Raw genomic sequence first — 23,573 nt, 5'->3', positions numbered from 1 at the left:
TGACGATGGGGTGGCGTGACCGGCTCCCCCGCCCCGACCGCCCGCGCCGCGTGGCGGCACGCGGCGGTGGCGGTGCTGGTCGTCGCGCTGATCGTCACCCTGGTCCCCGACGGCCCCTGGCGGCCCGCCGCGGAGATCCCGCTGTTCGCCCTCGGCCTCGCCGCCGTGCTGGTCGCGCTGCGCCGCCACCGCACCGAGCTGGTCGTCGCGTGGGCCGGTCTCGGCCTGGGCCTGGTCTTCTTCGCCCTGAGCTGCGTCGCCGACGTCTTCTCGCTGGCCGGGGTGGCCACCCCCGTCACCACCCCGCTGGAGTCCGCTCTCGACGTCGCCGCCTACGCGGCGTTCGTCGTCGGCGCCCTGGGGGTCGTACGCCGCCGCCGGCGTCGGCGCGACCGGGCGGCCTGGATCGACACCGCCACGCTCCTGCTCGCCGCCGGGCTCGCCGTGCTCGCCGTGCGCGGCGACGAGCACTCGATGTCGGTGGACCTGATCGAGGTGGGCATCGGCACCCCGCTGCTCACCGCGGTCCTGCTCGTCGTCTGCGTCCCACTGGCCCTGTCGCGCGGCCGGTCGGTCACTACCACGGCCCTGTTCGCTGCGGCCGCCCTGGCGGTCGTCGGCTACGGCGGCACCATCCTCACCGGCGCCACCCTGCGCGGCTCCGCACTGCTCGACCCCCTGCCGCTGCTGTCCGTCGCGGCCCTGGTCCTGGCCGGCCGCCACCCCGCCGTCGCGACCATGGGCCAGGCCACCGCCTCGGACCAGGAGGCCACGTCCGGCCGGGTCATCAGCGTGAGCGCAGCGCTGCTGGTCAGTCCGGCTCTGCTGGTCCTCTGGACGATGGGCCACGGCGGAATCGGCTACGTGCTCGGGGCCGGCAGCTCGCTGCTCACCGGCCTGGCGCTGTGGCGGCTCTTCGCCCTGAACCGCGAGCGCGAGCGCACCAGCGCCGCACTGGCCGCCAGCGAGGCACGGCTGCAGATCCTGCTCGAGAACGCCGCCGACGTCATCACGATCGTCGACGCGGCCGGCACCATCGCCTACATGAGCCCGGCGGTCCAGTCGCTGCTCGGCCGGCCGCCGGCGGACTACCTCGGCCGGGACGCCATCTCGCTGGCCGACCCCCGCGACCAGCCCCGGCTGCGCGCCGCCGTCGCCGCCGCCGGCCGGTCGGGGGATGCGAACTCGGGCGTCGTCGACACCGACATCCGCGTGCAGCACAGCTCGGGCGGCACGCGCTGGGTGGAGATGCGCATCAGCGGCCGCGTCGACGCCCTCGGCATCGAGGGCTGGGTGGTCAACTTCCGCGAGGTCACCGACCGCAAGCTGTTCGAGGACGAGCTGCGCCGCCAGGCCCGCACCGACCCGCTCACCGGTCTGCTGAACCGCACCGCCTTCAACGAGCGACTGGCGGCGGCCACCGGCGACATCGGCGCCGGCTCACCCCCGGCGGTGCTGTTCGTCGACGTCGACGACTTCAAGGCGGTCAACGACACCCTCGGCCACGCCGCCGGCGACGAGCTGCTGCTCGCCGTCGCGGCCCGGCTGTCGGCCGACGTCCGGGGCGACGACGTCGTCGCCCGGCTCGGCGGGGACGAGTTCGCGCTCCTGCTGGCCGAGGCCGACGCCGACCGGCTGCGTGAGGTCGCCGATCGGCTGCTCGCCGCCATGCGACTGCCGGTGCAGGTCGCCGGCCACACGGTGACGGTCACCGCGAGCATCGGCGGCGCGCTCGCCGACCCGGGATGCACCCCAGACCGGCTGCTCCACCGGGCCGACACCGCCATGTACCGGGCGAAGCGGACGGGCAAGAACAGCCGCGCGCTGCTCGACGCCACGGAGTCCGTGCTCGCCTGAGCCGCCCCGGGTCAGCGCAGGCGGCTGCTCAACCGGACCGTCACACCGGGCCGCCGCGGCAGCGCGTCGACGTGGTCCCACAGCTTGCGAGCCAGCCACAACCCCATGCCCCCGAGGGCCAGGTCGTCGCCATGGGCGGGACGGAAGCCGGCGAACGGGTCGTCGAAGCCGGGCCCGCTGTCGGTGATCGCGCAGATCAGCTGGTCCTCGTCGACCCACACCTGGGCCGACACCGGCCGCGATCCGTGCCGGAAGGCGTTGGAAGCGACCTCGCTCGCGGCGAAGTGCAGGTCCTCTGCCTGGTCCGGATCGGGCACGCGCTCGTGGATGACCCGGCGCAGCTCACCCCGCAGCGACGCCAGCGACGGCGAGTCGGTAGCGGCGAAGACGGGGCCCGCGTCCTCGAGCGGTTCGCGCGGCAGGGGTAGGCGCAGGGCGAACTCGCGCTGGTCCGCGAAGGCGCTGCTCGGCACGAGCTGACCGCCCACGAGGAGCTCGGGGTGCGTGGCGGGGACGCCACCCAGCACCTCGGCCGGGAGGGCACGCCGGTCGAACAGGCACAGCGCGGACACCGGATCGTCGGCCAGGATCCGGTTCGCCGCCGCCTCGTACCGGAGGCCCTCCCGCCAGCTGCGGGGTTCGGCACCGAACTGCACCTGGCCCGCGATCCGGAGCCGGCCGGAGCCGGAGCCGGCGGCACGGGTGATCCACTCCCGGGTCACGCCCATCGCGTCGGCCACCCGGGCGCCCAGGAGGCAGATGCGGGAGTCGCTCTCCACGGCCGAGGCACGCTCGCCGAGGGCGGAGGTGACCAGGCCGTGCGTGTCGGGAGGGAGGCAGAGCAGCACCGTGTCACCGGCGCGCAGCCCTTCCTCGACGTAGGGGACGACGCCGGCTACCAGCTCCTCGTCCGAACGGGCGATCAGCGCCGTGTGCGCGTGCCCCGAGCAGCCGGGCGCACCGCGACGGTCGAGCACCGGGCCCGGGTCCGTCGGTTCAGCCATGTCGCCCTCAGATCCTGCTGGCCGCAGCATTCCCGGCCGACTGGTTGAACATTGTGGGACATGTTCGCCGGGGTTCGCCCACCGGCCCCGCGCAACGGGGACGACGCAGCCGCGACTCCCGTCCGCGATGTTTCACGTGCACCATGCGCCCCGTGGACCACGACCGCGAGGTGCTGACCTACGACGCGTTCGGGCTCGCCACCCGCGACCTGGCCCAGCAGGTGGCCGACGACGGGTTCGAACCGGACCTGGTCCTCTGCATCGCCCGCGGCGGCGTGTTCCTGGGCGGCGCCCTGGGCTACGCGCTGGACGTGAAGAACCTCTTCGTGATGAACGTCGAGTTCTACACCGGCGTGGACCAGCGGCTGGACCTGCCCGTCGTCCTCCCGCCCATGCTGGACGTGGTGGACCTGACCGGCGCGGACGTCCTGGTCGCCGACGACGTGGCCGACACCGGGAAGACGCTGGACCTGGTGCGGAACTTCTGCGCCGGTCACGTGGCCGACGTGCGGACCGCCGTGGTCTACGAGAAACCCGGCTCCCTCGTGCGCTGCGACTACGTGTGGCGCCGCACCGACCGGTGGGTCGACTTCCCCTGGTCGGCCGAGGCACCGGTCCGCCGTCGCGGGTCCACGGGATCCTGACCCGGGTCAGGACAGACCGACGGCGGCGGGATCGCTCCCGCCGCCGTCGTCCCCCCAGGTCGCCCCGGCGCCGCGTCATGCGCCGGGCCCCGCGACCAAGTTGCCGGAACCGGGCGTTCCCGGTGCCGCGTGCCCCCTTCATCGGTCGGGGGCTGGACCGACTACAGCGGAACCACCCGAACGGAGGACCTTTCCGGTTCCGGAATGCTCCGCTCAGTACCGGAACGCGGCGATCGAGGAATTCAACGAGGACGCCATGCGGGCCACCTCGTCGATCGCGGCCTGCGCATCGCCCATGGCGCGGGTCGTGGACACGGTCGCCGCGGCCACCGCGTCGATGTTCTGCGCGATCTGGCCGGCGGAGGTCGCCGCCTCGGCCACGTTGCGGTTCATCTCGTTCGTCGTCGCCGTCTGCTCCTCGACGGCCGCGGCGATCGTGGACTGCGCGTCGTTGATCCGGGCGATGATCGCCGAGATCTCGCCGATGGCCCGGACCGCGCCGTCGGTGTCGGCCTGGATGGTGCCGACCCGGCGGGAGATGTCCTCGGTGGCCTTCGCCGTCTCCTGGGCCAGCTCCTTGACCTCGTTGGCGACGACGGCGAACCCCTTGCCCGCCTCACCGGCGCGGGCCGCTTCGATGGTGGCGTTGAGCGCCAGCAGGTTCGTCTGCTCCGCGATGCTCGTGATGACCTTGACGACGCCGGCGATCTCCAGCGAGGACTCCCCCAGCTTGGCGACCGTCGCCGTCGTGTCGTCGGCGACGACCACGGCCTGCCCGGCCACCCGCGACACCTCGCTGGCGTTCTGCGCGATCTCGCGGATGGACGTGCCCATCTCCTCCGAGCCCGCCGCGACGGTCTGCACGTTCTCCGACACCTGGACCGCTGCTCCGGCGACGATGCCGCTCTGGGTCGAGGACTCGTCGGCGAGCCGGGCCATGTCCTGGGCGCTGGCCGACAGCTGCTCGGTGGCCGAGGCCAGCGTCGTCGAGCTGTCCCCGATGGCGGCCATCAGCGCCCGCAGCGTCGTCATCGACGCCTCGAGGGAGCCGGCCATCCGGCCCACCTCGTCCTTGCTGGTCACGTCGGCGGACGCGCGCAGGTCGCCGTCGGCGAGGGCGTCGAGCACGGCCGCGACGCGGCGCACCGGCCCGACCACCGAGCGGGTGACGATCCAGCCCAGGAGGCCGAGGACGAGGACGCCCCCGACGGCGACGGCGATCGACATGCTGATGGCGGTGCCGCGCTCGTCGGTGGTCGTGCGCTCGGCCTGCTCGGCGAACTCGGTGATGGCGTCGCTCATGGTCGGCAGCGCGTCCTCCAGCGCCGAGAAGGCTTCCGCGAACTCCGGGTAGGAGGCCTGGGCGGCGACCGGGTCCGTGCCGGCGGTCGCGATGATGGCCTGCGCGGAGTCGAGGTACTCCTCGACGGCGGGAGCCACCGCCTCCGTGGCGGCGGTGACCTCGGGGCTCAGCCCCTCCTGCAGGATCTCCTCGATCAGGCCGCGGAAGGTCTCGCTGTGGTCGGCGAGGTCGGACACCGCCGCCGTGTACAGGTCGCCGCGTCCGCCGCTGAGCAGCGCCTGCAGGACGTCGGCCCGCACGGCGTCGTGCATCATGTCCGCGAGCAGCGCATCGCCGGTGGACTCGGTGCTGGCGAGGATGTCGTCGGCCCGCTCCCCGGTGTCCTGGAGCGCCGAAACGGAGATGACGGCGAATCCGCCCAGCGCCAGCGCACCGGCCCCGACCAGTGCCGCAAGCTTGACGCCCAGAGGGCGGTCCATCCAGAACGAACGCAGCACGACGCCTCCATCGGCCCCGACATGATCGGGCGCTTCCCACCCGCATCGCGTTCTTCGGTCGGATCGTGGATCGGCTACAGCGGAAACCCGGACGATCTGGTTCCGCTGCAGCAGGTCAGGAGCGCGTGGAGGCGGTGACGGTGAACTTCGGCGTCTGGGCCGCCAGGCGGGTCGGGCCGACCAGCCGGGCGAGCACGGGCCGGTAGCGCAGCGCGGAGTTGTAGACCGTCCAGAGCTCACCGCCGGGACGCAGCACGCGCGCGGCCGCGGCGAAGAGCCGGTCGGCCACCGTGGTGACGACGGCGGCACCCACGTGGAACGGCGGGTTCAGGACGACGAGGTCCGCGCTCCCGTCGGCCAGGGACGCCGCGGCGTCGTCCCGGACCACCCGGATCCGGTCCGCCAGCCCGTTGACCTCCGCCGTCGCGCGGGCCGAGGCCACGGCCGCCGCCGACTGGTCGCTCGCGACGACCTGCAGATCCGGCCGGCTCCCGGCCAGCGCCGCGGCGAGGACACCGGTGCCGCACCCGAGGTCCAGCGCGGTGCCCGTCGTCGGCATCCGGTCCAGGGCGGCCAGCAGCGCCCGGGTGCCGATGTCGACCTTGGTCCCGGCGAACGCCGCGCCGTGGGCGCAGACGGTGAGGCCGAGTTCCGCGTGCCATTGCTGCCGGGGGAAGGACGACGGCTTCGGCTGCGGGCGCCGGGCGACCAGCACCCGCGACTTCTGCCGCGCCAGGGTCGCCGAGACGTCGGCGAACGAGTCGCGGAGGACGTCGTTCATCGCGTGGGTCATGTGCTTCACCCGCCCGCCGACCAGCAGCGTGACGTCGGGCGCCGCGACGGCGGCGACCGATTCCGCGATCTCCCGCAGCGCGTCCAGGCCCTTGGGCGCCTGGACCAGGACCACGCGCGCCCCGGCGGCGACCTCGACCAGAGGCAGGGAGCGGTAGGTGCCGGAGAGGCCGGCGCGCTCGGCGTTGGCGGCCAGCGCCAGCTCGCCGACCAGCAGGTCCTGGGAGACCCGGACGTCGCGCGCCCCGTGCAACTCCACGGCACCCAGGGTCAGCGCCCCGTAGGAGTCGTCGACGACGGCGACCTCACCCGGCCCTGCCAACGCCAGAGCGGCAGCCGCCTCGTCCAGGAGCAGGCGGTCGGTCGCGTCGACGGCCACCAGGTCCGGCGCCTCGACGTCGGGGTATCGCCGCAGCAGGTCGAACAGTTCGGGGCCGGGCATGGCCACCACTCTGCCCGACGCCACTGTCGTGTCCTGCCGCCCGGATGCGTACCAGCGTCGGAATGCGGGGCCTCGATACGACCAACTCGTCGAGCTCGACGTGCGGACGGGGGCCGGTCGGTCCGGGGCCCGAGACCAGACGGACCCGGAACGAGCCCGCACGGTGGTGGCCGTGTCAGCCGCCGGGATCAGACGTTCGGCAGACCCACCGGGCAGGAGACGCCGGTCGAGTGCACCGGGCAGTAGCCGTTGGGCACCTTGTAGAGGTACTGCTGGTGGTAGTCCTCGGCGTAGAAGAACTCGCCCAGCGGCGCGATCTCGGTGGTGATCTCGCCGTAGCCGGCTGCCGTGAGGCGCTCCTGGTAGGCGTCGCGGGTGGCGCGGGCCGCAGCCTCCTGCTCGGGCGTCGCGTAGTAGATCGCCGAGCGGTACTGGGTGCCGATGTCGTTGCCCTGGCGCATCCCCTGCGTCGGGTCGTGGTCCTCCCAGAACACCTTGAGCAGCTGCTCGTAGGAGATGACCGCCGGGTCGAAGACGACGAGCACGACCTCGGTGTGCCCGGTGCGCGCCGAGCAGACCTCCTCGTACGTCGGGTTCGGGGTGTAGCCACCCGCGTAGCCGGCGGCCGTCGAGTAGATGCCCGGCGTCTCCCAGAAGACCTTCTCCACGCCCCAGAAGCAGCCGGCGCCGAAGACGGCGGTCTGCATGCCGTCGGGGAACGGCGGCTGGATGCGGTTGCCGTTGACCGCGTGCACCTCGGGCACGTGGGGCAGCGGGTCGGGACGGCCCGGCAGGGCGCCCTCGGGTGCCACCAGCTCGGTCTTCGCGCGGGAGAACAACATGGCCCGAGCGTATGCCCGCCCTGCAACCCGGTGGCGCGCGATGCACCTGGTCGGGCGCATGATCGCGGGGTGACCGTGCACACGCGTGAATGGCAGCTGGCCGCCCGCCCCGTGGGCGAGCCCACCCCCGACGACTTCCGGCTGGTCGAGCTCGACCGGCCCGACCCCTCCGACGGGCAGGTCGTCGTCCGCATGCTCGTCATGTCGGTCGACCCCTACATGCGGGGCCGGATGAACGCCGGCAAGTCCTACGCCGCGGCCTGGGAGATCGGCGAGACGATGAAGGGCGGCGCCGTGGGCCGGGTGGTCGAGTCCCGCTCCCCCGACGTGCCCGAGGGCGCCCTGGTGCTCGCCGACGCCGCCTGGCGGGACGTCGCCGTGCTGGACGCGAAGCACGTCCGCGTGCTGCCCGACCTGCCCGGCGTCCCGCCGAGCTACCACCTCGGCGTGCTCGGCATGCCCGGCCTCACCGCCTACGCCGGCCTGTTCCGGCTGGCCGAGTTCAGGGAGGGCGACACCGTGTTCGTCTCCGGAGCGGCGGGCGCGGTGGGCAGCCTTGTCGGGCAGTTCGCCCGGCTCAGCGGCGCCTCGGCGGTCATCGGCAGCGCCGGCACGCCGGAGAAGGTGCGCTGGCTGACCGAGGAGCTCGGCTTCACCGCCGCCTTCGACTACCACGACGGGCCGGTCGCCGAGCAGCTGCGGGCGGCGGCTCCCGGCGGCATCGACGTCTTCTTCGACAACGTCGGCGGCGAGCACCTGGAGGCCGCGATCGGCGCGTTCACCGAGCACGGCCGGGCCGCGCTGTGCGGGGCGATCTCCGGCTACAACGCCACCGAGCCGCAGCCCGGGCCGCGCAACATGTTCATGCTGGTCACCAAGAAGCTCAGCCTGCGCGGCTTCATCGTCGGCGACCACACCGACCTGCAGCCCGCCTTCGCCGAGGCGGTCTCCGGCTGGCTGCGCGACGGGAAGCTCGTCGTCCGCGAGACCGTGCGCGAGGGGCTCGACAGCGCGGTCGACACCTTCCTGGACCTCCTGCGCGGCGGGAACACCGGGAAGATGGTCGTCCGCCTCTCCGACGACCAGGCGTGAGCGGCCGGACCTGGGTAAGGGGCCGGTCATGTGGCTCTTCCTGACCAGCCGGCTGCGCACCTGGCTGCTGCTGACCGTCGTCGTCCCGCTGGCCACCGGCCTGCTGCGGCGCCTCGGCCTGGCGCTGCAGCGCCGGCGCGGGCCCTCCGCCGTCAGCGGGGCACTGCTCCGGGCCGGAGATCTCGGGGACCGGGCCCGGGCCACGCTCCGCGGACGACGCGGACGGCGGGGGTGACCGGGCCGGTCCTGGAGACCCGCCCGGCGGCGGGTGCGCCGCGCGCGGTCGCGCTGTTCTGCCACGGCGGAACGGTGGCCAGCGTCGAGCCACCGAAGGAACGGGCTCTGTCCCTCGTACGCATGCGGGCCGTCGAGCAGTTCGTGTCCGGTGCGGCGGCCGATGCCGCGCTAACCACGCACCTGCTGCGCTACCGGGTCGCCGGCTGGAACGGCGCCGCGGCGGACGCCTACGCCGACGTCCGCTGGGCCCTCGAGGAGATCCGGAGGGAGAACCCGGGCCTGCCGGTGGTGCTCGTCGGCCACTCGATGGGCGGCCGGGCGGTGCTCCGCGCCGGCGGTGCCGACGGCGTCGCCGCGGTGTGCGCGCTGGCACCGTGGACGCCACCGGGCGAGCCGGTGGACCACCTGCGCGGCCGGTCGCTCACGATCCTGCACGGTCGCGGCGACCGCTGGGTCCCCGCCCGGCTCTCGGAGGAGTTCGCCGAGCGCGCCGCCGCCGCGGGCGCGGACGTCGCCCGGTTCACGATCGCCGGCGGGCACAGCATGCTGCGCCACGCGCACCGCTGGCACGTGTTCGTCCGCGACGTCGTCCTGGCCGGGGCGGGTCTGGCTCCGGTCCCTGCGGACCTCGCGCGCGCGCTGGACCGCCCGGCACCCGAACGGATCGCCGTGCCGCTCTGACGGCAGAGGTGCTGCGGTCGTTGGCAGGGGACGGCCTCGCCGCGACGGGACGGCGTCCCTAGCGTCGCGACCATGATCACCGACTGGAGCACCGCCCCGGACGACGCCGCTACCTTCTTCGCCCGCCGACTGGCGGTGGAGACCGACCCGACCGACGTCGCCGCCGCCCTCGACTCGGGCGACCCGGGGTTCGTCCTGCTGGACAGCCGCAGCCGCGAGGCGTGGGACCGCGGGCACGTCCCCGGAGCCGTGCACCTCCCCGGCCGGGAGATCGCCGCCCGTGCGGAGGCCGAGCTGGACCGCTCGGTCCCGGTCGTGGCCTACTGCTGGAGCCCCGCCTGCAACGGCGCGACCCGAGCGGCCCTGGCGCTGTCCCTGCTGGGATTCCGGGTGCGCGAGATGATCGGCGGCTTCGAGTACTGGGCGCGCGAGGGACTGCCGGTCGAGACCGCCGACGGCGTGCGGACCGCCCCGGCCGATCCCCTGGTCGCGCCTGCGGTCAGCTGCGGATGCTGAGCCTCGGCAGCGGGTCGTCGGCGAGCCTGGACCAGAGCAGCTCGTCGTGCTTCACGCCGTCGCCGTAGCGGAACGAGCGGCGCAGCCGGCCCTCGTGGGTGAACCCGGCCTTCGCCGCGACCCGCGCCGAGGCGGCGTTCTCCACGGCGTGACAGAGCTCGACCCGGTCCACACCCAGCGTGGCGAACACCCAACGGCAGGCGGCGTCGACCGCACGAGGGGCGACGCCGCGCCCGCGCGCCGTCCCGGCCGTCCAGTACCCGACCTCCGCGTTGCCCAGCGGCAGCTCGATCGAGTGCACCGTAACCGAGCCGAGGAGCGCGCCGGTCGCGGCGCCGACCACCGCCCAGGACGCGCGGTTCTCCTGGTCGCGCAGCCGCCCGACCAGCGCCGCCGCGTCGTCCCGGGTCTCCAGGCCCCCGCCACCGGCCCACAGCCGCGACGCGGCGTCCTGCTGCAGGACGAAGACGGTGTCGACGTCGTCGTCCCGCCAGGGGCGCAGGAGAAGCTCTCCGAGGTCCAGCGGTGGCGTCTGCACCCCCCGATCGTGCCCCGGGCGGGGGTCAGCTCCCTCCGGACCCCGGCGCCGCCATGGGCTTCACCGTCTTGGCCGCCACCGTGTCGGGCGTCATGGCCGACAGCCGCCCCATCGCCTTGCTGGCGAGCGACCCGGCGAACACGGTCGCCTCGCCCTTCATGAGCCCGGCGAAGCCCTGGGCGGCGACCTGGGCCGGGTCGTCCTTGTTCTCCATGGCCCCCAGCGCGGTGTCGGTGAGCTCCGCCCGGTCGAAGAACTCCGTGTCGGTGGGCCCCGGGAGCATCGCCGTGACGGTCACGTCGGTGCTGGCGATCTCCTCGCGCAGCGCGAGGGCGAGCGACTGGACGAACGCCTTGGACGCGCCGTACACGGCCTGGAACGGTTGCGGCGCCTGCGAGGCGACCGAGGACGTGAACAGGATCCGGCCGGCGTTGCGGGCCACCATGTCCTGGGCGACGCGCTTGGCCAGGTGCATCGTCGAGACGCAGTTGAGCGCCACCAGGTCGAGCTCCGCGTCCAGGTCCGTCTCGACGAACGGCCCGCCCACACCGACGCCGGCGTTGAGGGCCGCGGCGTCCAGCGGCCGGCCGGCGCCCCGCACGGCAGCGACCACCTTCTCCACCTCGGGCCGCTGCCGCAGGTCCGCCCGGATGTCGGAGACAGCGGCACCCCGCTGCTGCAGCTGGAGCTTCGCGGCGTCCAGCTCTCCGTCCTCCGCCACCACGATCAGGTCGAAGCCGTTGTCGGCGAACTGCTTGGCCAGCTCCAGACCGATGCCGCTGGAAGCGCCGGTCACGAGGGCGAGGGGGCGGGGCGATGCTGCTTCGGTCACGGAGACCTCCAAGTCGGTGCGGGCGGACCGTTCCTTCCCGCTCCGGCCGGCAGCCACGCCTGTCCGGTGACGGGCCACGACCGTGGCCCCCGGGGGCCACGGATCGGCCCGGGCGTGACACCCCCGGCGGGCAGGACAGGAGCGACCGCCGTTCGTCTCCCGCCTGCGAGGCCGCCGTGTACCTGTCGAAGACCGAGGCCGCCGTCCTCCCCACCACCCTGGTGGGCGCCCCACGGCCCCCCGCTCCCCCGGCGGGCAGGCGGCGGATCTGGCCCATGCTCGGGCCGGCGTTCGTCGCCGCCGTGGCCTACGTCGATCCCGGCAACTTCGCCACCAACTTCTCGGGCGGAGCGGCCTTCGGCTACACGCTGCTCTGGGTGATCGTGGCGGCCAACCTCATGGCGATGCTCGTCCAGACGCTGACCGCGAAGCTGGGGCTGGCCACCGGGCGGGACCTCGCCACCCTGTGCCGGGAGCGGCTGCCACGCCCGGTGACCCGCGTGCTGTGGCTGCAGGCCGAGGCGGTCGCCATCGCCACGGACCTCGCCGAGATCGTGGGCGGCGCGGTGGCACTGAACCTGCTGTTCGGAGTGCCGCTGCCGGTCGGTGGGCTGATCACCGCCGTCGTCGCCTTCGTCCTCCTGGCCGCGCAGTCCCGCGGGCACCGGCCGTTCGAACGGGTCATCACCGGTCTGCTGCTCGTCGTCGGCCTCGGGTTCGGGTACACCCTGGTCGGCGCCGGGGTGGACCTCGGCGGGGTCGCCGGCGGCATGGTGCCGTCCTTCGACGGCTCGGAGAGCATCGTGCTGGCCACGGGGATCCTGGGCGCCACGGTGATGCCCCACGTCATCTACGTGCACTCCGCGCTGACCCCCGGCCGCTACGGCGACGTCGTCACCGCAGGCCGGACCGAGGGCGGCCGGCGGAGGCTGCTGCGGGCCCAGCGGCTGGACGTCGTCCTCGCGATGGGGCTGGCCGGGCTGGTCAACGCCGCGATGCTGATCATCGCCGCGCAGCTGTTCACCGGCGGCGGGCAGGCCGACACGCTGGAGGGCGTGCACGCGGGCCTGGGCGACCAGCTCGGCTCGGGCGCCGCCGTCGCCTTCGCCCTGGCCCTCCTCGCGTCCGGGTTCGCGTCGTCGTCGGTGGGCACGCACGCCGGGCAGGTCGTCATGGCCGGCTTCCTGCGCCGGCACATCCCCGTCCTCGCGCGCCGACTGCTCACCCTGGCTCCGGCGCTCGGGATCCTGGTGCTGGGTGGGGACCCGACCAGCGCCCTGGTCTGGTCGCAGGTGGTGCTCTCGTTCGGCATCCCGTTCGCACTGGTGCCGCTGCTCTGGCTCACCAGCCGCCGCGACCTCATGGGCGGATGGGTGAACCGGCGGGTCACGACCGCTGCGGGATGCGTGGTGGCCGCGCTGATCACCGGCCTGAACGCCCACCTGCTGCTGGGACTCCTCCCCTGAGCGGCGATTTGTGCACTATCCGCCCGGGCGTTTCGTGCACAAAACGCCCGGGGAGGTGGGGTGGTCTACGCTCGGCGGGCACCACAACTGAACACACATTCACAGCAGGGGAGCGCTTCGGCGCTGAGAGTGCGGGACACCGCAGACCCTCGAACCTGATCCGGGTCATGCCGGCGCAGGGAGTCTGGAGGAAAGCCATGGCCGAACAGGCCGTCCGTTCGTCTACCCACGATGCGCAGCCCGCCGCCCGCTGGCGCACCGTCGACATCGTCGTCACCGCCGTCCTGGGCGTCGCCTTCGGCGTCGTCTTCTGGGCCTGGGGCCTGCTCTGGGCGGGCACCGGCACCGCGTTCAGCGCCTTCCCGCCCGGTCAGGCGTTCATGTACGGCGTCTGGCTGGTGCCCGCGGTGCTGGCGCCGCTGATCGTGCGCAAGCCCGGCGCCGGTCTCTTCGCCGAGCTGATCGCCGCCGTCGTCTCCGCGCTCCTCGGATCGGCCTGGGGGACCACGACGATCGTCTACGGCCTGCTGCAGGGGCTGGCCGGCGAGGCCGGGTTCGCCGCCTTCCGGTACCGCCGGTTCGGCTGGCCGCAGGCCGCGCTCTCCGCGGTGCTGGCCGGCGCGATGGCCGCTGTGCTCGACCTCCTCTACTACTACCCCGACTGGACCGCCGGCTGGAAGACGACGTACGTGGCGCTGGTGGTCGCCAGCACTGCCGTCGTCGCGGGGATCGGCGGGATGGCCCTGGCCCGTGCGCTGGCCGCGAGCGGCGCGCTGTCCGCGTTCGCCTCCGGCCGCCGGCGGGTCTGACCTGACCGGGCCGGTCCCGGCCGGGGTCCGGCTGGTCGGCTGGGGGTTCCGCCACGCCGACCGCCGGGCGTGGGCGGTCCGCGACGTCGACCTGCGGATCGAGCCCGGCGAACGGGTCCTGCTGACCGGCGCCTCCGGTTCGGGCAAGTCCACCCTGCTGCACGCCCTGGGGGGACTGCTCGAGCCGGAGGCCGGCGACGCCCGGGGGGAGCTGCTGGTCGACGGCGTCGCCCCCGACCGGCGCCGGTCACGGGCCGGCATGGTCTTCCAGGACCCCGACGCCCAGCTCGTCATGACCCGCAGCGGGGACGACGTCGCGTTCGGGCTGGAGAACGTGGGCACCCCTCCCCGGCTCATCTGGCCCGCGGTGGACGACGCCCTGGCCGCGGTCGGCTTCGACCTCGGCCGGGACCGGGCGACCGCGGCGCTCTCCGGCGGGCAGAAGCAGCGGCTGGTGCTGGCCGGCGCGCTCGCCCCCCGCCCGGGCCTGCTGCTGCTGGACGAACCGACCGCCCAGCTCGATCCGGCCGGGAGCGCCCTCGTCCGCACCGCCGTCGCGCACGCGGTGTCCGACCGGTCGGCGACGCTGGTGGTCGTCGACCACGACGTCGAGGCCTGGCTCCCGCTGGTCGACCGGGTGGTCGAGCTGCTACCCGGCGGCGGGTCGGTCGAGCACGGTCCGGGGTGGATGCCGGCACCTCTGCGGCTGCCGACGCGGTCGCCCCGTGCCGCCGGTGAGCTGCTGCTCTCCGCGGAGGCCGCCGGCTCCACCCACCGTGGCTCGGACGTCCCGTCCCTGCGGCCGGTCGACCTCGAGCTGCGCGCGGGCCGGACGACGGCGGTGACCGGGCCCAACGGCACCGGGAAGTCCACCCTCGCCCTTCTGCTGGGCGGGCTGCGCGCACCGACGACCGGGCGCGTCGTCGCCGGTCCGGCTCTCACCGCCGCCCTGCGCCGTCCGGGACGCCCCCCGTCCCGCTGGCGGGCCGCCGAGCTGGTCGAGCGCATCGGCACCGTCTTCCAGCACCCGGAGCACCAGTTCCTGACCGGCCGGGTCCGCGACGAGCTGGCGCTGGGCCCGCGGCGTTCCGGGGCTGCTGGTCCCGCCGCGACCCGGGTGGCCGACGAGCTCCTCGAGCGGCTGGGCCTCACCGAGCTGGCGGAGGCGAACCCGTTCACGCTCTCCGGCGGCCAGCAGCGCCGGCTGTCCGTCGCCACGGCACTGGCCACCCGGCCCCGGGTGCTCGTCCTCGACGAGCCGACCTTCGGGCAGGACCGGGACACCTGGGCCGAGCTGGTCGCGCTCCTGGCCGAGCAGCAGGACGCCGACCGGGCGCTGTGCCTCGTGACCCACGACGCCGCGGTGGTCCGCGCGCTGGCCGACGAGGTGCTCGAGCTGGGCACACCGGTGGGGGTGTCGTGAGCCTGCCGATGGCGCTGGGCCCCGCGCGCCCCGTGCCGCTGTCCGCCGTCAACCCGGTGGCCCAGCTGACCGCCATCGCCGTCGTGACCGTCGTGCTGCTGGTGAGCGGCGACCTGGTGACCCCCGCCGTCGTCCTCGCCGGTGAGCTCGCCCTGCTGCCGGCGGCCGGCCTGCACCGTCCCCGGCCGCTGCTGGCCCGGACCTGGCCGCTGCTGCTGAGCGCGGCGGGGGTCGCCTGGGTCAACGTCGCCTTCGGCTCGCTGGACGGCGCCGATGCCTGGCTGAGCGGCGCGACGTGGGGGCTGCGGGTGGTCGCACTCGCGCTGCCGGGCATCCTGCTGGTCGCCGCCACCGACCCGGTGCGGCTGGCCGACGCGCTGACCACGCACTGGCGGGTGTCCGGCCGCTTCGCGTACGGGGCGCTGGCCGCGCTGCGGCTGGTCCCGCTGCTGGCCGCGGAGTGGGAGACGATCCGGCTCGCCCGCCGCGCGCGCGGGATGGACGCCGGCGCCGACCCGGTGGCCCACCTGCGCCTGCTGGGCAGCACCGCCTTCGGCCTGCTCGTCGCCGCGGTACGGCGGGGCACCCGACTCGCGACCGCCATGGACGCCCGGGGCTTCGACTCGGGGATGGTCCGGAGCTCCGCCCGGCCCTCGGTGCTGCGCCCCACGGACGCCTGGTTCGTCGTGACGGCGGTCGTGCTGTGCGCCGTCGCGGTCACCCTCAGCGTGCTGTCGGGCAGCTGGTCACCCGTCCTCGGCTGACGCGAGGAGCGTGATCCGCGCGACATCATGTTTGGCGCACGCCAGGACGGCCCATACGTGGTTGTTCGGCCAGCACAGCGTCCCGCGGGCCAGGAACCGAGGAGAGCACGCGCGTGACAGGGCAGGCGGCCGGAACGACCTGGCCGTCGGCGTACCCGCCTCCCGCGGAGGCGGTCCTGAGCTGGGACCTGCGCTCGGTCGCCGAGCTGCCCGCGGTGCGGGCCGACGTCCGCGACGGGCTGACCGCGGCGGCCAGCGACTCCGTGACGCCGGATCTCATCGACCGGCTGGTCCTGGCCCTGGACGAGATGGCCTCCAACGCCCTGCGGCACGGGGGCGGTGAGGTGCGAGCAGCCATCGGGCGCACCGACCGGGCCTACCTCATCGAGGTCACCGACCAGGCCCCGCAGACGCCCCCCTCACCTGCGGTGGGTCGCGACCCGAGCCTCGGTGGCCTCGGGCTCTACCTGATCGCCGAGCTCGCCGACGGGCACGGCTGGTACGCCACCGACCACCACAAGCACGTCTGGGCCCTGCTGCCCCGCTGAGCTCAGCCGTCCTGCGGGTGCAACCGCAGCGCCACCAGGGCGACGTCGTCCTGCAACCCCTCGGGCCGCAGTCGCTCCAGCAGCGCGTCGCACAGCTCCGGCAGCGGCCGGTCGGCGAGCTCGCGCAGGGCGGCCAGCAGCCGGGCCGTGCCCTCGTCCAGCGAGAGGTCGCGGCCCTCCACCAGCCCGTCGGTGTACAGCAGCACCGTGGCGCCGCGGGCCACGGTGGTCTCGGTCTCCGTACGCCGGGTCGTCGCGTCGACGCCCAGCATCAGCTCGGCGCGCTCGCCGGCGAGGACCTCGATCCGCCCGTCGGCGTGCACGACCAGCGGGGGCGGGTGGCCGGCGTTCGACCAGCGCAGCCGGTTGAGCCCGGCGGCCCGCTCGGCCGCCGTCTGCTCGATCCGCATGATGGCCGCGGTGGCGAGCGTGCCCATGCCCAGCCCCTGGACCGCGGCGTCGAGGTCCCGCAGCACACCGGCCGGGCCGATGCCGTCGCGATAGGCGACGCCGCGGAGCATGCCGCGCAGCTGCCCCATCGCGGCCGCCGCCTCGGTGTCGTGGCCGACGACGTCGCCGATGACCAGCATGGTGGCACCGGAGGGCTGCAGGAAGGCGTCGTACCAGTCGCCGCCCACCTCGGCCGCCGCCATCGCGGGGTGGTAGCGGACCACGATCTCGGTGCGGTCGGGCTGCGGCGGGGCCGTGAGCAGGCTGCGCTGCAGGCCCTCGGCCAGTCGCCGCTGCTGCTGGTAGAGCCGGGCGTTGTCCAGGGCCAGGGCGACCCGACCGGCGACGTCGTGCGCCGTCGTCACGTCCTCGTCGTCGGGCACCGGGCGCTCGGCGGGCCGGTAGACGCTCAGGGCACCCAGGGTCCGCCCGCGAGCCGCCAGTGGCAGGGTGATCGCCGACCGCGGGGCCAGCGCGCGGAAGGTGTCCCGCACCTCCCCCGCCGGCAGCGTCCGTCCGACCGTCGCCTCGATGTCCGGGACGACGAAGACCTGCCCCGAGGCGAGGGCACGCAGCACCGGCGCATCCGGCTGCAGGCCCGCCAGTCGCACCGACGCGTACCGGGCCACCGTCCCGCGCTGCGCCGGATCCCGGTGCCAGCTGGCGACGTCGCGCATCCGACCGTCCTCGTCGACCAGGCTGAGGATCGCCCAGTCGCCCAGCTCGGGCACCAGCAGCTCGGCGACCCGCTGCAGCGCCTGCTCCTCCGCGACCACGCCGTCGAGCGCGGCGGACATGGCGGTCGTGACCTGGGCCACCAGCGCCACCCGCACCGTGCTGCGGCGCGCCTGCTCCTCGGCCGACCGCCGCTCGGTGACGTCGAGGAAGGAGACCGACAGCCCGTCGGGGGTCGGCCACGCCCGCACCTCGTACCAGGCGTCCAGCGGGGCGGGGTAGTACGCCTCGAACATCCGCTCCTCGGACAGCTCCAGGGCGGCCCGGTAGTGGCGCTCGAAGTCGCTGCCGACCGCCGCCGGGAACAGCTCCCAGAGCACGCCGCCCAGCAGGGCCTCCCGCGAGGTGCCCAGCACCCGCTCGGCCTCGGCGTTGACGTAGGAGAAGCGCCAGTCCCGGTCGAGGGAGAAGAAGGCCGCGTTCATCGCCTCGAGCACCCGGGCCACCCGTGCGTCGCCCTCACGCTGCGGCGTCGTGTCGTAGGCCGCGCCGATCATGCGGACGGGACGTCCCTCGTCGTCGACGACCACGCGGCCCCGGCCCTGCACCCAGCGGGTCTCCCCCGAGGGCAGCTGGATGCGGTACTCGACGTCCAGGGTGCCGCGCCCCTCGATCACCGCCTGCACCGCCTCGACGGTGCGCCGGCGGTCCTCGGGGTGCAGCCGCCCGACGAAGGAGTCGAAGGACTCGTCGAAGCCGTCGCGCTCGAAGCCGAACAGCTCGACGAGCCGGTCGTCCCACACCAGCCGGCCGTCGACGAGGTCCCAGTCGAACGTGCCGATCCCGGCTGCGTCGATGGCCAGCTCGAACCGCAGCCGGTCGCCCTCGTACTCGGCGGTCACCGCGGAGAGCTGCAGCTCCGTGGCCACCGAGTCGGCGAGCTGCCGGAGCACCGCGACGTCCCGGTCGCTCCACGGGCGGGCGGCGCGCCCGTAGACGCAGAGAGCGCCGACCGGCTGGCCGTCCGGGACGACCAAGGGGATGCCGAGGTAGGCGCCGATGTCCCCCGACCGCACCGGTTCCCGGTCGCGCACCCGGGCGTCCGTGGCGGCGTCCTCCACGACCAGCGGGGCACCACCGGCGACGGCGACCGCGCACAGCGAGTCGCCGAGCGGGAGCTGCGCACCGACCCCACCGGCCGGCAGGCCGGTGCCGACGACCGCGGTCTGCACCTCGCCCAGGAGGGATATCTGGGCGGTCTCGCACTCGAGCAGCCGGACCGCGAGGTCGGTCAGCCGCTGCAGGTTCCGCGCGCCGATGGCGGTGCCGGCGAGACGGCGGACCAGCTCGAGCCGCGCGGCGTCGAGGGTGCCCGGACCGCCCGTGCGACCCGCCGGGGACACGGCCCCGGAACGGTCGGCGGCGGTCACTCTGCACTCCCCCTTCGCCGGCGGCGCGACCGATGGTCGGGCGTCGCCGGCACGGCCCGGCACTGAGCGTTCCACACCGGGAGGCGGGGTGCGCGGACCCGGGGCGGCGCGGACCAGCGGGGGGAGAGGCGGAGGGGGCGGCGCTCCGCCGACGGCCGAGGCGGGCGCCCCGGGGGGGCCGGAGGTCGAGGTCCGGTCCGCACTCCGCGGGCGCCCGCCGCTCGGCGGGGGTGGTGGACGGACGGACCGCCCTCCGGCGCGACCCACGTCCGGGCGGTGACGCCGTTCCCCGGTCGCCGGAGCGGCGGAACCCGGACCGGTCCGCGTCCCCCGCGCGTTCCACCTCGCACTCCCGGGTCGCTGGCGGTCAGAGACCCGGGTCGCGAGGAATCGCGCCGCCGGGCACCGGCAGGACCCGTCGTCCCCCGGGCGGTTCCGGGCCGGCAGCCCTGCGTCGTCCGCGTTCCGGGCCTCCCTGGAGGGTCCGCGCGCTGCGCAGTGCAGTCGGCGGTGGGTCGAGGCCGGAACCGGGGAACGACGAGGTCTGCAGGCGTCCGGAGGGACACCGTCGGGGTGGACAGCGGTGTGGCCGACGTCGTCGGCCGGGAGGAGGAGCGTGCTCAGGGGTCGGGACGACGGTCTCCGGCCACCCGGGGAAGGGGGCGGCCGGTTCCGGCGTGCTCGACGGTCGAACGAGGGCGGCGTCCACGGCCGGCTGCCGTGGTCGCGCTCCTGCTGGGTGCCCGGCGCGCGCCGGGCGGGATGCGACGAGGGTGCCCGCACGGTGGGCGGCGCGCTATGAGGCGCCGCCCGCGGGCCACGTTCGTCGCGGGGGCAGGGGAGAGCCCCTGGTCGCACGTGCGAGCGGATCTCCCCGCGCCCGGGCGTCACCGTCACCCCCCGGGGAGCGCGGTGCGGGCACCCCCGGGACCCAGCTCGTCCGGCTGGGGACGCGGACCGGTGGAGTCGGCGGCGTGGACCGCGCCCCGTACCGACCCGGTGACGGCCAGTCCCGCCCCGGATGCCGGGCGACGCGTGCCCGGCTCCAGGTGGCGGGGTCCGTGGAACCCGGGTGGGAGGGGCGGTCGGTCGCGTCAGGTGCGGCCGTACCGGTGCGCGAACCCGGCGACGAGGCCGGTCCCGCGGGAAGGAGCGCCGCGGCGGGGGAAGGCGCCACGGGCTGGATCGAGGGGGTGCTGGGCAGCTCGCGCAGCACCACGGGGGGCTCGAGCTCGCGGACCGGGGCGGGGCCGCCCCAGGCCAGGTGCTCGCCGTGCTCGCCGGCGCCCCACAGGGTCGCCCGGCGGACCAGGTCGCGCACCGCCGCCCGGCGTCGCCCGGGAACGGCGGCGCGGTGCGTGCTCGCCGGCCACGCCAGGTACTCGCGCTGCTCACCGGCGCCCCACAGGGCGGCGCGGCGGACGATGCCGCGCAGGCCGCCCAGCGGCTGGCGGACCCGCTCGGGGACGACGACCACGCGCGGGGTCAGCGGGGCCGCGGCCCGCGCGGGGCGGGCCAGCGGTGCCGGCTGGACCGAGCGCAGCGGTGCCGGCCGGGCCGCGCGGTGGACGGCGGGGCGCGGACGGGGGCGGCCGGCGTCGGCCCGGTCGAGGACGTCGATCAGCCCCGCCAGGGAGCGGGCCGGCGCGCGGCCGGACAGGTCGGGCGACACGTGCGCCGGGGCCGGCCGGTGGGCCTGCTGGCTGCTGCTCATGTCGCCTCCTGGAGTTCGCGTCCGCAGCCGGGGAAGGTGCTGCGGACAAGGAGAAAGGTAGGGATCGGAGACGCCCGCGACCCGTTCCTCCGACCCTCCCGCCGGGGCGCGTGACCGAACCGTTGCGGCGGTGTCCCGGACCGGTCGGTCACCCCCCGCCCGGGCCGTGCCCTTGTCGACAAGCGCCTGCTCCGTGAGCGTGCGGAGCCCGTCCGGCCGGTTCGGTCACCCCGGTGGCCGGACGACGCGCGCGGCGTGTCGGACGCCTCGCCCGATCGGGTGCGTACCGAATTGCCGCCCCCCGGGGCCGCGGGAATGCTCGACGGGTGAAGAACCCGGAGACCACCGTCGAGGACCCTGCCAATGCAGCCGACCCCACCCGGCTGCGCCGGTCGGTCAGCGGTCGGCTGCTCTTCCTCTTCATCCTCGGCGACGTCCTGGGCGCCGGGATCTACGCGCTGATCGGCGTCATCGCCGGTGAGGTCGGTGGCGCGGTGTGGGTGCCGCTCCTGGTGGCGCTCGGGCTGGCGCTGCTCACCGCGGCCTCCTACGCGGAGCTGGTGACCAAGTACCCCCGCGCCGGTGGCTCCGCGGTCTTCGCCGAGCGCGCCTTCCGCAGCCCGCTGGTGTCCTTCCTCGTCGGCTTCTGCATGCTCGCCGCGGGCGTCACGAGCGCGGCCGGGCTCGCCCTGGCCTTCGCCGGCGACTACCTCGGCGTCTTCCTGGACGTCCCCGCCGTGCCGGCGGCACTGGTGTTCCTGCTCCTGGTGGCGCTGCTCAACGCGCGCGGCATCCAGGAGTCGGTGCGCGCCAACGTGGTCATGACCGTCGTCGAGCTCTCCGGCCTCGTCGTCGTGGTCGTCCTCGGCGCCGTGGTGCTCGGCCGCGGTGACGGCGACGTGGGCCGGGTCGTGGAGTTCCCACCCGGGGTGTCCGTGGCCTCCGGCGTGCTGGCCGCGGCGCTGCTCGCCTACTACTCCTTCGTCGGCTTCGAGACCTCCGCCAACGTCGCCGAGGAGGTCCGGGACGTCCGCCGGGTGTACCCGCGAGCCCTGTTCGGGGCGCTGCTGGTCGCCGGGCTGGTCTACGTGCTGGTGGGGCTGGCCGCCTCCGTGGTGCTCGCCCCGGACGAGCTGGCGGCGTCGTCCGGGCCGCTGCTGGCCGTGGTGCAGGCCGCCGACGTCGGCATCCCCGACGAGGTCTTCAGCCTGGTCGCCCTCGTGGCCGTGGCCAACGGCGCGCTGCTGACCATGATCATGGCCAGCCGCCTGGTGTTCGGCATGGCCGAGCAACGCCTGCTCCCGCGCGCGCTGGGCCGGGTCCTCCCGGGACGCCGGACGCCGTGGGTGGCGATCGTCCTCACCACGCTGGTGGCGATGGGCCTGACCCTCGTGGGCGACCTGGGCGACCTGGCCAACGCCGTGGTGCTGCTGCTCCTGCTGGTCTTCCTCAGCACCAACACCGCGGTCCTGGTGCTGCGCCGCGACCGGGTGGAGCAGGAGCACTTCCGGGTGCCCGCCGTCGTCCCGGTGCTGGCGATCGGCTCGTGCCTGCTGCTCCTCTGGCAGCAGGAGGGCCGAACCTGGCTGCTCGCCGGCGCGGAGCTGGCCGTCGGCGTGCTGCTCTACCTGCTGGCCCGCGCACCGTGGTGGGCCGACCGCGCGGAGCCGACGTCCGCCGGCTGACCCGCGACCGCCGTCACTGCGGGGTCTGCGTGGACTCCACGATGCCGGCGGCGATCTCCCGGAGCTTGCGGTTGTAGCGCTGCGAGGCCTGCCGCAGGATCTCGAAGGCCTGCTCGGCGTCGCAGTGCCGCTGCGCCATCAGCACGCCCTTGGCCTGCTCGATGACCGCGCGGGACTCCATCGCGATCCGCATGTTGCGTGCCTGGTCGGCCAGCTGGGCGTGCGCGTCGGCGTTGGCGACCGCCACGGCGATCGCCTCGGCGGCGCCGAGTCCGGCCTCGAGCGACTCCGGCCCGGCGAAGGCCTGCGGCTGCGTCGAGTAGACGTTGAGCGCGCCGATCCAGGAGCCCTGGTAGGGCAGCGGCACCGACAGCGAGCTGCGTACCTCCGTCTCGCGCACGCGGGCGATGTAGGCCGGCCAGCGCTCCTCGGAGCGCATGTCGTCGATGCGCAGCACGACCCCGCCCCGGCCGGCGTCGATGCAGGGGCCGCCGTCCTCGGCGTACTGCAGCTCGTCGGCCGTCAGGGCCATCTCGCCGGTGTAGGCGGCGGTGAAGGGCTTGTCGTCCCGGATGAGGGTCGTCGAGACCGCCTCCGCGCCGGGGATGGCCCGCGCGGCGATGCCGGTGATCTCACCCAGCACGTCGCTGAGCTCCCGGCCCCCGAGGGTCACCCGGCTCAGCTCCCGCATGACGTCGTCCACCGGCCCATTGTGCCCGCACCGCGCCGTGGATCTCGCCCGCCTTCGCGCGGGAACGCAGCATCGGTCAGGATGGAGTGCCGGGACGACATCTCCGGCGGCACTGCGGAGCGGACTCGAGAGGAAACGATGGCCGACGAGCTGGCGCACGACGCCTGGCCCTGCGCGCCCGTCCCCTCCGTTCCCGGCGACGTCTGGCACTGGCAGCTCGAAGCCATGCAGGTGGTCTCCCGCGTCCGCTCCGACCTGCGCGCCCGCATCGCCCATCCCTCGGTCTCCGCAGCCTCCACCGAGGACGCCCGCGACGGGCTGCTCCTGGTGTTCGAGGAGCTCGCCTCCAACGCCCTGCGGCACGGCGGGGGCGACGTGCGGGCGCTCGTCGTGGCCGGTCCGGCGGGCTGGTTGCTCGACCTCAGCGACGAGGCTCCCGACCGGCCGCCGGTGCCCGCGGTCGACCGGGACCCCGCCTTCGGCGGCATGGGCCTGCACCTGGTCGCCCAGCTCTCCATCAGCTACGGCTGGGAGGAGCGGCCCGGCCGCAAGCACGTCTGGGCCCTCCTGCCCACGGGCAAGGAGGCCGCCCAGTCCCTGCGCGAGCGGCTGCCCGAGCAGCGCTCGCCGGGCTTCTAGCG

The 23,573-nt window shown here is 75.0% G+C and carries 22 protein-coding genes and 1 riboswitch; of the genes, 13 read left to right on the top strand and 9 right to left on the bottom strand.

Annotation, left to right across the window (positions count from 1 at the left end; translation table 11 throughout):
• The first annotated feature begins 15 nt into the window (after positions 1–15).
• Complete coding sequence (locus tag DQ237_RS17040; protein ID WP_113801330.1) at positions 16–1,857, top strand: GGDEF domain-containing protein; 1,842 nt, start codon at positions 16–18, stop codon at positions 1,855–1,857.
• Between the two features lie 11 nt (positions 1,858–1,868).
• Here the strand turns inward: DQ237_RS17040 and DQ237_RS17035 are convergent, their stop codons facing one another.
• Positions 1,869–2,861, bottom strand: coding sequence for a sensor histidine kinase (locus DQ237_RS17035; protein WP_166509660.1), 993 nt, complete (start codon positions 2,859–2,861; stop codon positions 1,869–1,871).
• A gap of 152 nt (positions 2,862–3,013) precedes the next feature.
• On the opposite strand from DQ237_RS17035, the gene DQ237_RS17030 reads away from it, so the two are divergent.
• On the top strand, positions 3,014–3,505 hold the full coding sequence (locus DQ237_RS17030) for a phosphoribosyltransferase (RefSeq protein ID WP_113801366.1): 492 nt from the start codon (positions 3,014–3,016) through the stop codon (positions 3,503–3,505).
• 213 nt (positions 3,506–3,718) lie between these two features.
• Here the strand turns inward: DQ237_RS17030 and DQ237_RS17025 are convergent, their stop codons facing one another.
• The 3 genes from DQ237_RS17025 to msrA all read right to left on the bottom strand — a co-directional run bounded on the left by DQ237_RS17025 (position 3,719) and on the right by msrA (position 7,381).
• Complete coding sequence (locus DQ237_RS17025) at positions 3,719–5,305, bottom strand: methyl-accepting chemotaxis protein (protein WP_113801328.1); 1,587 nt, start codon at positions 5,303–5,305, stop codon at positions 3,719–3,721.
• A 115-nt stretch (positions 5,306–5,420) separates the two neighbouring features.
• On the bottom strand, positions 5,421–6,539 hold the full coding sequence (locus DQ237_RS17020) for a class I SAM-dependent methyltransferase (RefSeq protein ID WP_113801365.1): 1,119 nt from the start codon (positions 6,537–6,539) through the stop codon (positions 5,421–5,423).
• Between the two features lie 188 nt (positions 6,540–6,727).
• Positions 6,728–7,381: a peptide-methionine (S)-S-oxide reductase MsrA gene (gene msrA / locus DQ237_RS17015; RefSeq protein ID WP_113801327.1), complete on the bottom strand. Its 654-nt coding sequence runs from the start codon at positions 7,379–7,381 to the stop codon at positions 6,728–6,730.
• Positions 7,382–7,450: 69 nt separating this feature from the next.
• Between msrA and DQ237_RS17010 the strand changes: the two genes are divergently transcribed.
• The 4 genes from DQ237_RS17010 (at position 7,451) to DQ237_RS16995 (ending at position 9,907) form a co-directional block, all read left to right on the top strand.
• Entirely contained in the window at positions 7,451–8,473 is a 1,023-nt protein-coding gene (locus DQ237_RS17010) for an NADP-dependent oxidoreductase (RefSeq protein ID WP_113801326.1), read from the top strand.
• Positions 8,474–8,501: 28 nt separating this feature from the next.
• Positions 8,502–8,708 (top strand): hypothetical protein, encoded by a 207-nt coding sequence (locus DQ237_RS17005; RefSeq protein WP_113801325.1) that lies wholly within the window; start codon positions 8,502–8,504, stop codon positions 8,706–8,708.
• Positions 8,705–9,391, top strand: coding sequence for an alpha/beta fold hydrolase (locus DQ237_RS17000; RefSeq protein WP_113801324.1), 687 nt, complete (start codon positions 8,705–8,707; stop codon positions 9,389–9,391). Before DQ237_RS17005 ends, DQ237_RS17000 begins: the two co-directional genes overlap by 4 nt.
• A 72-nt stretch (positions 9,392–9,463) precedes the next feature.
• A complete protein-coding gene (locus DQ237_RS16995) occupies positions 9,464–9,907 on the top strand; it encodes a rhodanese-like domain-containing protein (protein ID WP_113801323.1) in 444 nt (147 codons plus the stop codon).
• Here DQ237_RS16995 and DQ237_RS16990 read toward each other — a convergent pair.
• The gene (locus DQ237_RS16990; RefSeq protein ID WP_113801322.1) at positions 9,891–10,445 is read right to left on the bottom strand and encodes a GNAT family N-acetyltransferase; all 555 of its coding nucleotides are present in this window, start codon (positions 10,443–10,445) and stop codon (positions 9,891–9,893) included. The genes DQ237_RS16995 and DQ237_RS16990 overlap by 17 nt on opposite strands.
• 25 nt (positions 10,446–10,470) lie before the next feature.
• Positions 10,471–11,277 (bottom strand): SDR family oxidoreductase, encoded by an 807-nt coding sequence (locus DQ237_RS16985; RefSeq protein ID WP_113801364.1) that lies wholly within the window; start codon positions 11,275–11,277, stop codon positions 10,471–10,473.
• A gap of 176 nt (positions 11,278–11,453) precedes the next feature.
• Between DQ237_RS16985 and DQ237_RS16980 the strand changes: the two genes are divergently transcribed.
• The 5 genes from DQ237_RS16980 to DQ237_RS16960 all read left to right on the top strand — a co-directional run bounded on the left by DQ237_RS16980 (position 11,454) and on the right by DQ237_RS16960 (position 16,287).
• Entirely contained in the window at positions 11,454–12,743 is a 1,290-nt protein-coding gene (locus DQ237_RS16980; protein ID WP_113801321.1) for an Nramp family divalent metal transporter, read from the top strand.
• A 96-nt stretch (positions 12,744–12,839) separates the two neighbouring features.
• Positions 12,840–12,943, top strand: a riboswitch (TPP riboswitch).
• Positions 12,941–13,552, top strand: a complete 612-nt coding sequence (locus tag DQ237_RS16975) for an ECF transporter S component (protein WP_113801320.1) — start codon at positions 12,941–12,943, stop codon at positions 13,550–13,552. It overlaps the preceding riboswitch by 3 nt.
• Positions 13,494–14,975 (top strand): ABC transporter ATP-binding protein, encoded by a 1,482-nt coding sequence (locus DQ237_RS16970; protein ID WP_240619700.1) that lies wholly within the window; start codon positions 13,494–13,496, stop codon positions 14,973–14,975. The genes DQ237_RS16975 and DQ237_RS16970 overlap by 59 nt, the downstream gene beginning before the upstream one ends.
• Positions 14,972–15,739, top strand: coding sequence for an energy-coupling factor transporter transmembrane protein EcfT (locus DQ237_RS16965; protein ID WP_205730262.1), 768 nt, complete (start codon positions 14,972–14,974; stop codon positions 15,737–15,739). The genes DQ237_RS16970 and DQ237_RS16965 overlap by 4 nt, the downstream gene beginning before the upstream one ends.
• 113 nt (positions 15,740–15,852) lie before the next feature.
• The gene (locus tag DQ237_RS16960) at positions 15,853–16,287 is read left to right on the top strand and encodes an ATP-binding protein (protein ID WP_113801319.1); all 435 of its coding nucleotides are present in this window, start codon (positions 15,853–15,855) and stop codon (positions 16,285–16,287) included.
• Positions 16,288–16,289: 2 nt separating this feature from the next.
• On the opposite strand, the gene DQ237_RS16955 is transcribed toward DQ237_RS16960, so the two are convergent.
• Both DQ237_RS16955 and DQ237_RS16950 read right to left on the bottom strand, forming a co-directional pair.
• The gene (locus DQ237_RS16955; protein ID WP_240619699.1) at positions 16,290–18,842 is read right to left on the bottom strand and encodes a SpoIIE family protein phosphatase; all 2,553 of its coding nucleotides are present in this window, start codon (positions 18,840–18,842) and stop codon (positions 16,290–16,292) included.
• A gap of 796 nt (positions 18,843–19,638) precedes the next feature.
• Positions 19,639–20,556: a hypothetical protein gene (locus tag DQ237_RS16950; RefSeq protein ID WP_113801318.1), complete on the bottom strand. Its 918-nt coding sequence runs from the start codon at positions 20,554–20,556 to the stop codon at positions 19,639–19,641.
• Between the two features lie 326 nt (positions 20,557–20,882).
• Between DQ237_RS16950 and DQ237_RS16945 the strand changes: the two genes are divergently transcribed.
• A complete protein-coding gene (locus DQ237_RS16945; RefSeq protein ID WP_113801317.1) occupies positions 20,883–22,241 on the top strand; it encodes an APC family permease in 1,359 nt (452 codons plus the stop codon).
• 13 nt (positions 22,242–22,254) lie between these two features.
• Here the strand turns inward: DQ237_RS16945 and DQ237_RS16940 are convergent, their stop codons facing one another.
• Positions 22,255–22,944 (bottom strand): GAF and ANTAR domain-containing protein, encoded by a 690-nt coding sequence (locus DQ237_RS16940; protein WP_113801316.1) that lies wholly within the window; start codon positions 22,942–22,944, stop codon positions 22,255–22,257.
• A gap of 126 nt (positions 22,945–23,070) precedes the next feature.
• Between DQ237_RS16940 and DQ237_RS16935 the strand changes: the two genes are divergently transcribed.
• Positions 23,071–23,571: an ATP-binding protein gene (locus tag DQ237_RS16935; protein WP_113801315.1), complete on the top strand. Its 501-nt coding sequence runs from the start codon at positions 23,071–23,073 to the stop codon at positions 23,569–23,571.
• The last annotated feature ends 2 nt before the right edge of the window (positions 23,572–23,573 follow it).

Source organism: Blastococcus sp. TF02-8 (genome assembly GCF_003319175.1).
Classification (GTDB): Bacteria; Actinomycetota; Actinomycetes; order Mycobacteriales; family Geodermatophilaceae; genus Blastococcus.
The sequence above is the reverse complement of the archived record's forward strand: the minus strand, read 5'-3'. Positions and strand labels throughout refer to the sequence as shown.